Source organism: Actinomyces stomatis, from assembly GCF_031292835.1.
GTDB lineage: Bacteria > Actinomycetota > Actinomycetes > Actinomycetales > Actinomycetaceae > Actinomyces > Actinomyces stomatis.
Genome location: NZ_JASPEP010000004.1, coordinates 79,817 through 93,893 on the forward strand (window position 1 = coordinate 79,817; position 14,077 = coordinate 93,893).

A 14,077-nucleotide genomic window follows, 5' to 3' on the forward strand; every position below is an offset into this window, starting at 1 on the left:
TCGTGACTGACCCCAGGTTGCTCGTGGTCTCTGACCAGAGCCCGTTCGCCGACGCCTTACTGGCCCGGATCGCTTGTCGCTCCGGCCTGCCCGTGACATCAGACCAAGACGATGCGTCTGGTGTCGACGCCATCGTGCTGGCGGGCACCGGCGTCGACCTCGGACACTGGCGCGAATGGGAGGACGTGGCCCTCGCACACGGAAAGCCACTTCTGGCCGCCCATCTGGGCCGCGACGGCATTCTGTGCGGTCCGACGGTCGGGGCGGGGAGCCAGGTGTGCGTCGAGTGCACAGTCCGTCGCGAACGCCAGCACAGTCTAGACCCGAGTTTCGCCGTCCCCGCAGGCGTCGGATCGTCGGCTGGATTCACCGTGGCCGATCTCGCGGTCGCGTCGGCGCTGCTGCTGCGCACGTTGGCGGGGTTCGCGGCTGACGGACCTGACGCCATGGTCCTGCGCAAGCGGCACGACGCGGTAACTCCGTGCGCGGTGCAGGTGGTCCCAGTCGATGGCTGTGAACGCTGCGGGACCGCGCATCGCGACGCGCGTGAGGGCGCGCTTGAAGACCTTCGTGACCTGTGTGGGAGCCGATGATGAGGCAGAACATGAACGTGTTGAGGTCGCGCCGGCGCGATCCTGAGGCGCAAGTGCCACAGGTCCGCAGCGGCGTCACTTGGGAGCTGGCACACGGCCGGATGCAGGTACGCACCTCGAGAGGCCAGCACTCGCTCGGCACGGAGGCGATGGTTCCCGTCGTCAGGATGCTGCTTGAAGCGGCCGACGGCAGCACCACCGCGACGCAGGTGGCCGAAGCGACGGGCCTGCGTCCGACAGTCGTCACCCAGTTCTACGACCGCCTGTGGACCGCCGGCGCCGTCGAACTGCTGCCCGGCCGGCGCCCCGCGGATCAGCAGAGTGATGAGCCGCTGCGCGCGTCGTTGTCCTGGAGCGGGGGAGCGGTTCAATCCGTCGGCAGTACGCAGGAGGCCCTGGAGCGCCTGGGCTCGCGCAAAGCGAACGTGTACGGTGACGGACCGATCGCCGTCGAGCTGCGGACAACATTGGCCGATGCGGGTGTTGTCGCCGACGACATCGATCCGGAGGCGTTGGCCTTGATTCTGTGGAGCGAGGATGCCGTCTCACTCGCACTGGAACTGTGGCGGGACGGCCGATCGGTCGCGCTGCTCGCGATCGGCGATCAGGGCATCGCCCTGAGCCCGCTCTTGCACGTGGACGAAAGTCCGTGCCCCGTGTGCGCAGCCGCGACTGCGGCCGACACGGGCGGGTCGAGTGCCACGCTGTGGTCGCAGGAACTCGCGCTCGGGATCGTCGTGCGGCAGATGATCGCCCTGCTCAGCGCGAGCGATGCCACGGTGTGGCCGCAGCAGGGCCTGTGCATCGCGACTGACTCGCTCGCGACGCGTACCACGAGCGCGTGGTCACAGCCGGGCTGCCCCCACTGTTCCGCGGCGTCCGAACCGTTGGAACAGGTTCCGTTCTCGGTGCGCTACGAGGCGAGCATCACCATTGCCCCCGCGCGCTTCGTGTCGAGCGCCACGATCGATGACCACTACCGACCCGAGTTTCTGAGTCTGCAGTCGCAGATGCCCCGCTGGGACCACTGCGACTCGTTCCCGCTGCCCGACATCTCGCCAGGACCAGACCTGGGGCCCAGGGTGGCTGAGCATCCCGACGCACCGCTGGCTGTGGTGCTGCGTGCCGCCGTCGGTCTCCACGACGCCGCCAATGAGTACGGCCTGCCCAAACGGTGGGCTCCGTCGGCGGCCAACATTGGTTCGCCTCGTGGCTACGTGATCGCGGGAGCTGCTGGCGCACGACTGTCGGGTGCCTACGCCTACGTGCCGGAAAAGCATCGGCTGGCCAAGCTCTCCGACGTCGAGCATGATGGTCCCGACCTGCTGGTCCTGACGTCCAACAGTGGGGTGCTCGAGCCGAAGTACGGCGATCGCGCGCTGAAACTGTCGTTCCTCGACATCGGCTGTGCGCGAGCGGCGGCCACCACCGTCGGGTCGGCGCTCGGGATGGGCCTCTCCAACGCATCAGTGACGCCATCCCTTCTTCGGATGCTGCGGGAGAAACTCGCCCTGAACGGTTCCGGTGAACGGATCGCGGCCGTCCTCGCAGTCGACACCACCACAGGACACAACCGGCCAGATCCGACGTCGCAGCGGCTAGTCGACCAGTTGCCCGGACGACACTCCGTCGGCTCCTTCGCGCCCGAGCGAGTGCCGCAGGATCTTGTCGAGCCCCTGCTTGTGGAGAGTTTCACTGACGTCGCGAATACGGGGCCAGGCTCGCCACTGCTGCGGGCCGTGGCGCTTCACTTCGATCTATCGGGAGAGCGGATTGTCGCGGCGCGTTGGCTGCCCGACGGTGAACCGTGCCCGCTGCGGAAGCCGACCGACCCCCGCCTGCTGACGGTCCAGCCGGCCACGGTGACGGGGAGCGGCATCATCGTGCTGGTGGCCGACCTGCCCGAGATCTTCCGGCAATATGGCGAGAGCGGCTACTTCGCGACGCTCCAGGCTGCTGGCGGGCTTTTCTATCGCTTCGGGCTGCGGTGCGCCGCCGCAAGGATCGAGACGGGCATCCTCGGTGGCGTGATCGCGCCCGCGCTGCGCCGCGCCCTCGGCCTGGACGGTGTTTCGTCGGCGCCGCTGGTCGCCTGTGTCTTCGGAAAGGAACCGATGTGACGGAGGAGTTCGCAGGAGCGGATCAGCGTCTGATCCGCTCGCTGCATGTTCAGATCATTGACGTCGCGGGCGGTATCCGGGTCCGGGGCATGCACGGCGCTTTCGACCTCAAGGGGCAGGCCGGGCTGCGCGGCCTCATCCAGCTGCTGGTCGACGCCGCCGATGGTCAGCGCACCGAGCGCGAGCTGGTGGGGCTGGTCCGAGGGGCTCCCGAGGCCATCATCACCAGTATCGTCTCACGACTCGTCGGCGCTGGCTGCCTGCTCCCGGCGGGAGAAGAGGCCCCGCAGCAGCAACTACCCGCGGCCGCCCTCTCGGTGCTGGCCGAGACTGCCGACAGGTCGGGCACGACCGACTGGCTGGCATGCCTGGCGGCGACGCGTTTCGTGGTCCTCGGCGAGCGCCCCATATGCCAGGCCTTGGCCGACGCCTTCGTCACCGAACTTGGAGGGGCCGTGACTGTCATCGAGCTGTCCGACTCTCGAGACGTAGCGGAGCTTGGTCTCCGCCCGATGGACGTCGTGCTGTTCGACGCCGACGCCGGTTGGCCAACGGTGGACGACCACCGGCGCGTGGTCGCCGTGAGCGTCCAAGGCCGCCGGCCCTGGGCCGCCCATGTGCCAGACTCCGAAACGGCCACGCTGCTGCGCTGGTGGCAGGAGCGAGACGAAGTCACCACGGACACGAGCCCTCGCCGGCAACGCTCCTTGCGGCTGTTTGCGAGGGCCGTCGCGACATGGATCGTGAAGTCGGCCGCGGTGACCGCTCCCGAGGACGACTGGTCGCCAGCCGCCTTGTGGCAGAGCGACACCGAACTCGTGACTAACCGGGTGCCGTGCCTGCCTCGGTTGGCTGGCTTCGAAAGCCACCCCTTGGACCCGGCTGACGTTGCAGATGCCGAGGAGCGCGTGCGGTCCATGGTCGCCGACCAATCCGACGGTGCGGCATTGCTCGAGACAAACAACACGATTCTGTCGGTCTTTGAGGACCTTATCGGAGGCTGGGGCGGTCTCTTCTTGGAAGCAGGCGGCTCGGATCTCCCGCAGTTTCCGCTAGGCCAGGCGGTGGCCCGGATAAACCGCCTCCCGGCACTTGATTCAGAGTTCGTCGAGGTGCGTCGCGCTGCCATCTCTACTCGCGAGGCGTACTACCAGACAGCCCTCGCTGGCGTCGAGGCGGCAGTCTCGGCGGCCACCGCTCTGAGTGACGTGTCGGCCGGATGGTCGCTGCCCGAGGCGTGCTATCGCGCTGTGCAGCGCGCCGCTCTCGACATTCCTGCACAACTCCTCGCGCCCGTACCGGCCGACGATCTGACGGAGGCCACCAGTTGCTCGCGCGCCGCGCGCTTTCTGTGGCAGGAGCTCACCGCGAGTGGTCGTCCCGACGAAAGGACTCACCTGAGCCTGGCCGTCGCCCCGTCCGGTATGCACGTGGCCACGTGGACAGCGCCCGACGGCACCCGCGTCCGACGTGCCGGCGCCACCGCTGTCGAGGCCGAGGCGCTGGTGGCGGGAGACCTCGTCGCCGCCGCGTCCCTCAGCTTTGCCGTCTTGCCCGATGCGGCCACATGGGGCGACGTGCTCGCGTCGCTCTCACTGCCTCCGGGCCTGGTGCAACTCCAGTTCTCGGGCCAAGGCCCCCTCAGCCGCCTCTACTTCGTCGCACGCCAGCAGGAGGAACGATGACGGTCACGACGATCGAGCCGCTGCGCGCTGCGGCGGGTAACTGTGGGTTGGTGGCGGGCGATCCCGCGCGGATCGCCGAGATCTCGCCGACGCGGCCGGACGGTGACACCCTCGCCGTGATCCGCGCGGGACAGAAGATCTACGTATTGCGGATCACACCCCAGGCCGGTCCCTGCGTCGCATGTCTAGGCGGTTTTCTTCTGTCTCAGGAGGCCCCCGGCTACGTGGGACCGGCGACGGTGGCGGCAGATGAGGCTGCCGCGATGATCGAGGCGGCGGTGCCCCCAGGGGGCTGGGCCGTCCTGTTGGAGGCGATTGCGCTCCTCACGGAGCCTGACGTCGAGAACCTTGCCGTCGTCGACCTGACTGACGGCACGCTCATCCAGCGTTCCTTGCCGGTTCGGACGCGCTGCCAGGTCTGCGGCCCCCACGGTGCGCCGACAGACGACGTGGAGCTCGCATGCGACGAGACGCTGGCTCCCGGCTCCTCGCATCTCACGGGGGCGCTACCGCAGGGTCTGCAGCGTGCGTTCGTAGGCGCTCACACCGTGTTCAAGCACCCCCTGCTTGAACTGGACGGTCCCGTTACGGCAGCCCAAGTGGGAGTGCCGTTGCTTGACGGGAGCCTGGAGCCCGGCGTGGGGCGCACCGAGTCCGTCGCCTCTGCCAACGACGTCGCCGTTTTGGAGGCGCTGGAACGTTACGCGGGCCTCTACCACAGTCATCCGCAGAGTCAGGTCACGGCGACCCTGGCCTCTCTCGGCGACGCCGCGATCGACCCGGCGACCCTGGGCTACCTGCGTCCGGAGGTATACGAGCATCATGGCGATCGCTTCCAGATGCTTCAGCCGGACGAGGCGATCCAGTGGGTGCCGGTCCGCTCGCTCGTCGACGGCAGCCGTCGGTTCCTACCGGAACGGGCGCTCTACTGGGCTTGGCGGGTCTCTCGCGACCGCGCGCTGTTCGCTGACACCTCGAGCGGTTTTGCGTTGGGAGCCTCGATCGGTGACGCCGTGCTGAACGGCCTCCTAGAGGTGATCGAGCGGGACTCGTTCCTGCTCGCTTGGCACCGACGGCTCGCGCTGCCTAGGCTCGATCTGGGTCACGGTGCGCCCCGGTCGTTGCAACAGCTCGTCGCCCGAGCCGAGCTCTTCCTACGCGCCGTATTCCAGATCTACTGGTGCACGCTGGACACGGGCGTACCGACGGTGATCGCCCTCGCCCGCTCGATTGATGAGGACGGTCCTCAGCAGGTGCTGTCGGCCGGGAGCGGGCTGACGCTGGCATCGGCTGTGTCGTCGAGCGTGCGCGAGGCTGCCGCGATCTTCTCTGCCGTCAAGGTCACTTATCCGCAGGAAGCCGAGCGGGTCGATCGCATGGTTGATGACCTCTCGCTCGTCGACACCATGATGGACCACTGCATGCTCGGCAGCCGACGCTCGTCGACCCCCTGGTTCGCCTTCCTCACCGACGGAAGCGGCGGCGTCGCTCCCTACGATCAGGTGGCTGAACGCGATATCTGGCAACCCAGCCTCGTCGACACCGTCGCAGGGATCACCGAACAGTTGGCGAGCGCTGGTCTTGAGGCCTTTGCTGCCAACGTGACGACTGACGAACTCGCCTGGAAGGGACTCGCCGCTGCCCGCGTCGTTGTGCCGGGCACGCTTCCCATCACATTCGGCTACGAGTTGGGGCGTGTCCACAGCCTGCCGCGGCTCACCGAGGCGACGCTCCCGTTCCCGGCCCAGGTTGCGCCGAGCGAGTTCACCTCCGCTCCGCCGCACCCGTTCCCATGACCGGCCTCGCCATCCCCTTGCACCACACCACCTCGAGAAAAGATTCACCATGCATCTGAGCATCAGTCCCTACGTCACCGGCCGCATCTGCCGGTTGGACGTTGATCGGCTCAGGACGCTGTCGGCTGACTCGTTCTGGGCAGACGTTCAACGCGCCCAGGCCGCCGGCGCGCACGCGGCCCAGGTGGGGGAGGAGACCAGTGACGCTCTCCTCCCACTGGTCCAGGCAGCGGGAGAACAACGGGGGCGGCTCGTCGCCCTGCGCCGGGACATCCACAACGGCCGGCTGACGCGGGTGCGTCATGCGCTGAAGCGCGACGACATCCCCGATGAGGCCCGCACCAGGATCGCGCCCTGGCTCGACGCGGCGGAACAGGCCGCGGTTCTCAAGGAGAGTCTTCCCGGCCGCTACGATGACTGGATTGCCCAGTGGCGTCACGCTGCGGCCGATCTCTTCTACCACGACTCGATCGCCGGTGCCGTCCAGCTGTCGGGCGAGGGTCTCTACGCCTCTATCGAGCGTTATATGAAGGCCGACTGCGGCGCCACCTGGAAACCCGCGAAGGCCCGCTCGGTGGAGGCGTCGTTGACGAACTTCTTTTACCGTGCAGCGCTCAAGCCGAGCCCGTTTGGTCGCTTCGTTACCGTCTCCGCCTTCCCTGCCGATTCTGTCCGGAGCGACGCGGCTGGCGAGCGCGACGAACAAAGCGTTGTGCGGGCCAACCGGGTGCTGGTGAACTGGCTGTTCGGCCTGAGCACCTTCGCCGATCTCGAGTCTGAGATCGGCCACGTCAGCCTCAACTCGACGCTGGAAGTGACTGACGAGCTGCTGCGTTATGTTGCCAACAGTCGCGAGCTGGGCGCCAGGGGCTACTGTGGGTATGCCGTCGTCCGACTTAAAAACGAGGGCGTGCTGCGTGACCTCGTCGATCGTCTCCAGACGGGACCGGCCTCGGCGGCCGAGTGCGTAGCTCTCCTCGCGGCCAAGATCGAGGACCGCAAGAAGGCGACGACCGTCCTCAACGCGTTGGTGGCATCCGGACTGCTATTCATGCGGGCGGCGACGCCCGAGCAGGACCCCTGCTACTTGAAGGCCCTGGTGGCGGGCGTGGCGAAGGACCCGAGCGACCGTGCTGCCCTCGTCGCCGCCCCGCTCACGAGCCTGGTCGACATGGAAGCGCACTACGCCGAGTCCTCGCTGGAGCGTCGTGCCGACATGCTGGCCCAGATCCGTGATCAGGTGGACAGACTGACCGAACGGCTCGCGATCGACGGTCCGCCGGCTGAGAGTCTCAAGGCCCCGGTCTACGAGGACGTGGTGGCGTCGACGACGCCTTCTTCGTGGGACCGCGCCGTCGTCGAATCCCACCTGTCTACCCTGGACGCGCTCGGTGACCTGGCGGCCATCATGGACTACGGCCAGCTGAAGCGAATCGGCCTCTACGCGTTTTCGCGCTCGGTCGGGGGCGTGATGAGCCTCACCGACTTGTTCGAGAAGTTCGTCGCGCTGCCCACCGCCGGGCAAGACGACGTGCTGGCTGGCCGCTCCTGCGAGGAGGCCGAAGTGTTCCTAGCGGAGCGTCGTTCCTTCAAGTCGGCGCTTGTCGATGCCATGCAGGTTGGCGACGACGGATGGACCTTCAGTGCGGCTGACCTGAAGGACGCGGTGGGCCTGGTCCCGCACGCGGCCCGGCCGGAATCCATCACGTTTCGCCTCCAGATGGCCCTCGACGCCTCTGCTCCCTCTGGAACGGGGCTGATCGTGAATGGGGTCAACACCGGGTTCGGCGCCTTCTTCAGCCGCTTCTGCGGTGAACTGGGTGCCGCCAAGAACAACAGCTGGAGCCTCGAGGCAGCGGTGCGCGAGCACCTCGCTGCACAGTTCCCGCATCAGGCCGACGTCAACGCTGTGTTCGGCCTGAACTTCAACATTCATCCCCGGCTCGCCGGAGCGGTCATCGACTACCCGGGCGGCGTGGTTCCTGCGACCGCCAACCGGCTGCTGCTCAAGGACCTCATTGCAGTTCCCGACGATGAACACCAGACGGTCCGCGTCGTCCACCGGGAGACCGGAGCGCCAGTCGATCTCATGCCGATGAACTTCCTCATCCCGCTGTGGTCACCGCCGCTGTATAAGATGATCGAGGCTCTCAGCCCCACGATCCTCTACCCGTGGCGGGTGGCTGCGGATCTGGTGGGCGGGCCGCCCGGCACCGTCTCGGTCGAGACCCGGCGGCTGACCGTCGACGGTGTAGTCATCGACCGCCGGTCCTGGACTTTGCCCGCCTCCGAGTGCCCCTACCTGGAGGAACTCGCCAAGGGCGACCTGGCGGCGATCCTCGCTTTCGACGAGTGGCGTCAGGCTCAAGGCTGGCCGTTGCACGCCTTCGTGCTGTGTCAGACGGTTGCCGAATATGACCTGCTCGGCGGTCGTAACCCGCTACTGGCCAGGTCGCTCGATCGGGTCACCCATATGCGCAAGGCTGCTGTGCACAAGCCGATGTTTGTGGACTTCCGCAACCCGATGTTGTTGCGCAGCCTCGCCCGGACGGCAACGTCTCGGCCAGACACGGTCCTGTTTGTCCGCGAATGCCTCCCCGACATCGCCGACTACGACAGCCCGCTGCTGGGCGCCACCGCCGAGGAGTTCTTTGTGGAGGTGAACTCGCGTGACTGATCCGCAGAGGACCTGGCACTGCTGGCACGCCTACCTGCCTCATTCGCGGGTCAACGACTTTCTGATAGCGCTCCTGGCACAGCAGCGATCCCGGATCGAGGCCCACGACGTCTTCTTCCTGCGTTACTGGCAGGGCGGTCCCCACGTCCGAGTCCGCTTCAGGCTGGAGACTGCCGAGGCCGCCGAGGTGTCCTCGCAGCTGGCCGACCTGATGCCCGCCCTCTCTCAGCAGGATAAGAGCGAGTACACCGATCAGGTCGAGGCTCAGGAGCGCCTGGCCCGGCTGGAGAAGGAGACTGTCGCCGCGCCCCGTCCACCGGGCACGATAGAAGCCCAGTCCTACGTGCCTGAGTATGCCAAGTACGGCGGGACCGTCGGCGTCGCCATCGCCGAAGACCTGTTCTGCAGCGGGACGTGTGCGGTCCTGAAGCTCCTTGCTGCAACTGAGGGCAGGCCTTTCGATCCGCTCGGTGCCGGAATGGGCCTCACTGTGGAAGAACTTGCTGGCGCAGGGCTGGATCGTGGCGAGCTGGTTCCCTTCTTGCGACGCTATGCGGAACTTTGGATGAGATACGCGCCATGGTTCGCTGAAGTGCAGCTGAAACCGGTCTGGAAGTCAGTCGAAGAACCCGTGATGGCGCTCCTAGCGCGTTCAGCGGAACTATCACCCGATGTGGGGGAGACATTCGCCATTGCGACGAAGGCTTTTGGGCAGGCGGCTGGAACCGACGAGACGCGGCTCGACACCATGCTTGATGGGGCCGCGTTCGGCTCTGTCCTGTCCAACTACATCCACACCAATAACAACCGTCTGGGGCTGCGACCTGATCAAGAGATTCTGGTTGCGCTCCTGCTGGCCCGAGCGTTCGAGGCTCGACCGGCACACCCTGCGGGGTCCACAATCCTGATCTGAAAGAGAGTAGGATGATCAGTTCCGTGAAATGGGGTCGCACCGGGGCTGCTACGGCGGTGCTGATCGCCATCCTGACTCCCACTCACGCTGCCGGTCTCGCCTTCCAGAGCGCTCTGGAAGACGCAGAAACGGTTGCGCGAGTGCGCCGATGCGGCGACCACCGGTGGGCCTGTCTGCATCGTTGAGGAAGAACTAACCGCCATCCGTCAGGCGAGCCGGCCCTCGGCCTGTGCGCTACCGCCCGAGTTCGCGGAGGAACATGACGATGCCGGCTGCGACGGACACGTTGAGTGATTCAGCGCCGGGCATCATGGGGATCGACGCGGTCAGGTTGATCGCGTGCTCCATTTCGGGGGAGAGGCCGTACAGCTCGCTACCGAAGACGAGGCCCAAAGGCTCGTCGCGGCCCATCAGCTCGTCGATTCGTACCTGGCCATTGGCAGCCAAGCCGATCAGGCGGCAGCGGTGCTGCCTCGCCCAGGAAATGAGCTCGCTTTCGGTAGCCAACACGACCGGCAGCGAGAAGACGTAGCCCCGGCTAGCGCGCACCAGGCGACGGTCCATCACGGACTCCAATTCAGAGCCACACAACACGACACCTGACGCTCCGAGCGCGAATGCCGATCGCACGATCGCGCCGATATTGCCGACGATGCGGACGCCGTCGAGGACGACGACGTCACCGTTTCGGAGATCTATTTCATCTAATTGATAGCGCCGCGGCGTGTGTGCGACGGCCATCACGTCTGGGCGACGGCCTGCCTTGAAAATTTGCGAAACCAAGGAGGAGGTGATGGTGCGGAAAGGGATCTTCCTTTCCGCACACAACTCGGCAAGTGCAGCGGGAACATGGGCTTCGTTGGCGTAAACTTCCATGATTTTTACGCCGCCGAAGATGGCCTCGCGGATGGGGATCTCGTCTTCGAGGAACATGACCGCGCCAGGTTTGAACTGCGGCTTTGAAATGTCTACTATCCTCTGAATAGCCGGGTCGGAACGCTCGCTGATCAAAGTCGGATTACTGTTCATGCGATTGATCCTAGCTCTTGGAGTCAAAGGATGGAAGCAATGAGGAGGTGTTCGGGGGCTTCTCGTGGGGTGAGGTAGTCAGGGCGGCGCAGGGTGTTCGTCTGTGCTCTTGGGTGATGGCGGTCAGGTGGCTGGTGCTGAGGACAGCCAGGTGGTTCGCCCTCTCCGGGGCGATCGCAGCACTGCACCCGTGGGTCCCGACGATCGCCTCACAATGGCCCGCCGCCCGCCGGTTGGTGGTCTCTTCGAGGCGCTCATCGATGCTGGTATGACGATGATCGGGGCCTTGTGCTGGCTCAGGGATTGGTGAGGACGCCGCCGGGTGCGCTTAAAGCACGGCATGTCCCCTGTTTGCCAAGCCTCACCCGCGCCATGGCGTAGACCTCGTACGTGGATCGCCCCGTGAGATGCAATCGCTTCCATCACCCGAGGGAGACTCTGGGCTGCTGGATATTTTTCTGGGCGCTGCTTATTTTATTTTTGCTGATCAGGCCGTTTCGTTCAGCTTAAGAATCTCACGTCCTATCTCGCGAGAGTGTGGCACCAGTTGCTGAGCGTAACCGTGTATGACTGTCGTTCGCCTCCATTCAAGAGGCAATATCGTTGATCATCTTTTGTTTCCTGTGGAGTATATGATTCTATTTGCTTTTTCTCATTCTTTAACGTGGGGTTCAATGATTTCATTCAGGCATTGTCTTAGTCAGGGAGTCGGCATTGAGCTGTTCGGCACGCATCATCGATATGACCATCCCGGTGCCGGCTCTCACGCACGCTTCTCCAGGTAGGCCTGGACTCTTCGATGCCCGTAAGCGCCGTCGGATTCCTCAAAGGCGACTCTTTGGACTGCCAGGTGTAGAATCGTTGAATACGTGTGTACTCAAGTGAGATGGCAGGTTGTGAGCGAGACGAAGCGTCCACGCTGTGAGCCGGTTAACCAGCACCTGGAAGTCGCAGGTTCGAATCCTGTCCCCGCTACCACTCCAGAGGAGCCCAGTCCCTTCCAGGACTGGGCTCCTCTGATTCTGTTTCCGTTGAGGGTTACCCGCGTGTCCGGGGGTGTGCTGTGCGAAACTCAAGCATGGCAAAGAAGCACCCCACCATGGATCGTTCCCTGTACGAGGCCGAGCTGCTGAGACTGCAGGCGGAGCTGGTCGAGATGCAGGAGTGGGTCAGGGCCACCGGAGCCCGCGTCGTCGTCATCTTCGAGGGCCGCGACGCGGCCGGCAAGGGTGGGGCGATCAAACGGATCACCGAGTACCTCAACCCGCGTATCGCGCGCGTCGTCGCACTTCCCGTACCCACCGAGCGTGAGCGCACCCAGTGGTACTTCCAGCGCTACATCGCGCACCTGCCCGCCGCCGGCGAGATCTGCCTGTTCGACCGCTCCTGGTACAACCGCGGCGGTGTCGAGCACGTCATGGGCTACTGCACCCCGGAGGAGCACCGGCGCTTCCTCCAGCAGTGCCCGGTCTTCGAGAGGATGCTCGTCGACGACGGCATCCTGTTGCGCAAGTACTGGTTCTCCGTCCCCCAGAAGGAGCAGTACAAGCGCTTCAAGTCGCGCATGACCGATCCCATGCGACGTTGGAAGCTCTCACCCACCGACCTGGAGGCCCTGCCCCGTTGGGAGGACTACTCGCGCGCCAAGGACGAGATGTTCGTCCACACGGACATCGACTCCGCGCGCTGGCACGTCGTGGAGTCAGCCGATAAGCGCAAGGCCCGCCTCAATATGATCCACCACCTGCTGGAGTCCATTCCCTACGAGCACGTGGAGCGTCCTGAGATGACCTTTCCGAAGAAGTCCTCGTTGCCGTCGTCGGGCTACCGTCGTACGGACCGCTCCCTCCAGAGCGAGGTGCCCGACTACGCGGCCACCCTCAGTGCGGCCGCGGCGCCCGAGCGCTACGTGGACCTTGAGGATCAGGGGATCGGTTAGGGCTGCCGGCTCCTGCGCTCCAGCTCCTGGAAGACCTGCCCGACCGGCTCACGGATGATGAGGTCGGCGCGGGAGTCATACGGTGTGGGAGTCGCGTTCATGAGGACCAGGCGCTCACCGGCGTAGTAGTCGATGAGGCCCGCCGCCGGGTAGACGACCAGGCTCGTGCCGGCCACGATCAGCAGGTCCGCCTCCGAGATGGCCCGGACGGCGCCCTCCATGACATCGCTGTCCAGCATCTCCCCGTAGAACACGATGTCCGGGCGCAGCACCGAGGAGCACCCGGGGCAGCGGGGAACCTCGCCGGAGCGGGCTTCGTCGACGTCGTCCAGGGTGAAGTGCTCACCGCAGCCGGTGCAGGTCAGACGCGACCAGTTGCCGTGCAGCTCGAGGACCCGCTCGGAGCCGGCCCGCTGGTGGAGGCCGTCGATGTTCTGCGTGACCACGGCAGACAGTTTCCCGGCCCTCTCGAGGCCGGCCACGAACCTGTGCGCCGCGTTGGGGGCCACGCCCTCGCGGGCGTTCTCCTGGGCGAACCATTCCCAGTAGGCCTGCGGGTGCACGGTGAAGAAGTCGATGGAGAGGACCTGCTCCAGGGGAATCTCCCGGTCCTGGTGGTAGAAGCCCTTGGCGCCTCGGAAGTCTGGGATTCCCGACTCGGTCGAGACCCCGGCGCCGCCGAAGAAGACGATGCGCTGCGACTGCGTGATCCACTGACTGAGCAGGCCCCACTGGCCGTCCTGGTGGTCCATGCACCCCAGCCTACTAATGGTGGCGACCGGGCCTGCCGGGCACCGGGCGGCCTCGAGGGGCATCGGTTTGCTTGCTCCCGACTCACGTCAAACGGCGCCGCCTCCCGTTCTGGGAGGCGGCGCCGATGTGGAGAGCTCGAGGCTCAAATGCCGAAGCCGACCCGGCGGGGCTCGGTCTCGCCGAGCTCCACGTACGCCAGGGACCCGGCCGGGACGAAGACCTTACGACCCTTGTCATCAGTGAGGGTGACGGCCTTGGTCTCGGCATCGGCCACGGCGGCCAGCACCTTCTCCTGAGAGTCGGAGGTCTCCAGGGAGAGCTCGCGGCTGGCGTGCTTGATTCCGATCGTGACCTGCATGGGGCTCCTTCGCATCGTCTGTGTGCCGTTTGAGCGGCATAGCGCCCATCGGGGGAGAGGGGCGTGAACCTGCCATGATCCTAGAGGGGCCCCGGCCGCACCAGCCCTTTGAGCGCCCCAGGAGCCGCGCCGTTTCGCGCCACGCGGAACATGAGTCGTCGGTTCTCCTGAGTTCTGGGTCCGCAACCGGTGACGATCCGTTAACGGTGCGCGT

Annotated in this window: 10 protein-coding genes; 7 read left to right on the forward strand and 3 right to left on the reverse strand. The window is 65.8% G+C overall.

The window, feature by feature from the left end; translation table 11 throughout:
• The first annotated feature begins 2 nt into the window (after positions 1-2).
• From RIV12_RS03975 to RIV12_RS04000, 6 genes are read left to right on the forward strand one after another with little or no spacing between them, the layout of a single operon-like run.
• On the forward strand, positions 3-593 hold the full coding sequence (locus tag RIV12_RS03975) for a hypothetical protein (protein ID WP_151306504.1): 591 nt from the start codon (positions 3-5) through the stop codon (positions 591-593).
• A complete protein-coding gene (locus RIV12_RS03980; RefSeq protein WP_309322288.1) occupies positions 593-2,713 on the forward strand; it encodes a nitroreductase family protein in 2,121 nt (706 codons plus the stop codon). The genes RIV12_RS03975 and RIV12_RS03980 overlap by 1 nt, the downstream gene beginning before the upstream one ends.
• Positions 2,710-4,398, forward strand: coding sequence for a hypothetical protein (locus tag RIV12_RS03985; RefSeq protein WP_252862716.1), 1,689 nt, complete (start codon positions 2,710-2,712; stop codon positions 4,396-4,398). The genes RIV12_RS03980 and RIV12_RS03985 overlap by 4 nt, the downstream gene beginning before the upstream one ends.
• A complete protein-coding gene (locus RIV12_RS03990; RefSeq protein WP_309322290.1) occupies positions 4,395-6,194 on the forward strand; it encodes a YcaO-like family protein in 1,800 nt (599 codons plus the stop codon). The genes RIV12_RS03985 and RIV12_RS03990 overlap by 4 nt, the downstream gene beginning before the upstream one ends.
• Before the next feature lie 49 nt (positions 6,195-6,243).
• Positions 6,244-8,871: a lantibiotic dehydratase gene (locus RIV12_RS03995; protein ID WP_309322292.1), complete on the forward strand. Its 2,628-nt coding sequence runs from the start codon at positions 6,244-6,246 to the stop codon at positions 8,869-8,871.
• Positions 8,864-9,784, forward strand: coding sequence for a lantibiotic dehydratase C-terminal domain-containing protein (locus tag RIV12_RS04000; protein ID WP_309322294.1), 921 nt, complete (start codon positions 8,864-8,866; stop codon positions 9,782-9,784). Before RIV12_RS03995 ends, RIV12_RS04000 begins: the two co-directional genes overlap by 8 nt.
• Positions 9,785-10,018: 234 nt before the next feature.
• Here the strand turns inward: RIV12_RS04000 and RIV12_RS04005 are convergent, their stop codons facing one another.
• Positions 10,019-10,813, reverse strand: a complete 795-nt coding sequence (locus tag RIV12_RS04005) for a TrmH family RNA methyltransferase (protein WP_309322296.1) — start codon at positions 10,811-10,813, stop codon at positions 10,019-10,021.
• A 1,099-nt stretch (positions 10,814-11,912) separates the two neighbouring features.
• On the opposite strand from RIV12_RS04005, the gene ppk2 reads away from it, so the two are divergent.
• Positions 11,913-12,752, forward strand: coding sequence for a polyphosphate kinase 2 (gene ppk2 / locus RIV12_RS04010; protein WP_309322298.1), 840 nt, complete (start codon positions 11,913-11,915; stop codon positions 12,750-12,752).
• Here the strand turns inward: ppk2 and RIV12_RS04015 are convergent.
• Complete coding sequence (locus RIV12_RS04015; protein WP_309322300.1) at positions 12,749-13,504, reverse strand: NAD-dependent protein deacylase; 756 nt, start codon at positions 13,502-13,504, stop codon at positions 12,749-12,751. The genes ppk2 and RIV12_RS04015 overlap by 4 nt on opposite strands.
• Before the next feature lie 143 nt (positions 13,505-13,647).
• On the reverse strand, positions 13,648-13,863 hold the full coding sequence (locus RIV12_RS04020; RefSeq protein ID WP_075248588.1) for a DUF3107 domain-containing protein: 216 nt from the start codon (positions 13,861-13,863) through the stop codon (positions 13,648-13,650).
• Between the last annotated feature and the right edge of the window lie 214 nt (positions 13,864-14,077).

Coding starts and splice junctions, on each gene's coding strand:
- ppk2 (WP_309322298.1), top strand. CDS start 11,913: ATGGATCGTTCCCTGTACGAGGCCGAGCTGCTGAGACTGCAGGCGGAG.
- RIV12_RS04020 (WP_075248588.1), bottom strand. CDS start 13,863: ATGCAGGTCACGATCGGAATCAAGCACGCCAGCCGCGAGCTCTCCCTG.
- RIV12_RS04015 (WP_309322300.1), bottom strand. CDS start 13,504: ATGGACCACCAGGACGGCCAGTGGGGCCTGCTCAGTCAGTGGATCACG.
- RIV12_RS03990 (WP_309322290.1), top strand. CDS start 4,395: ATGACGGTCACGACGATCGAGCCGCTGCGCGCTGCGGCGGGTAACTGT.
- RIV12_RS03995 (WP_309322292.1), top strand. CDS start 6,244: ATGCATCTGAGCATCAGTCCCTACGTCACCGGCCGCATCTGCCGGTTG.
- RIV12_RS04005 (WP_309322296.1), bottom strand. CDS start 10,813: ATGAACAGTAATCCGACTTTGATCAGCGAGCGTTCCGACCCGGCTATT.
- RIV12_RS03980 (WP_309322288.1), top strand. CDS start 593: ATGAGGCAGAACATGAACGTGTTGAGGTCGCGCCGGCGCGATCCTGAG.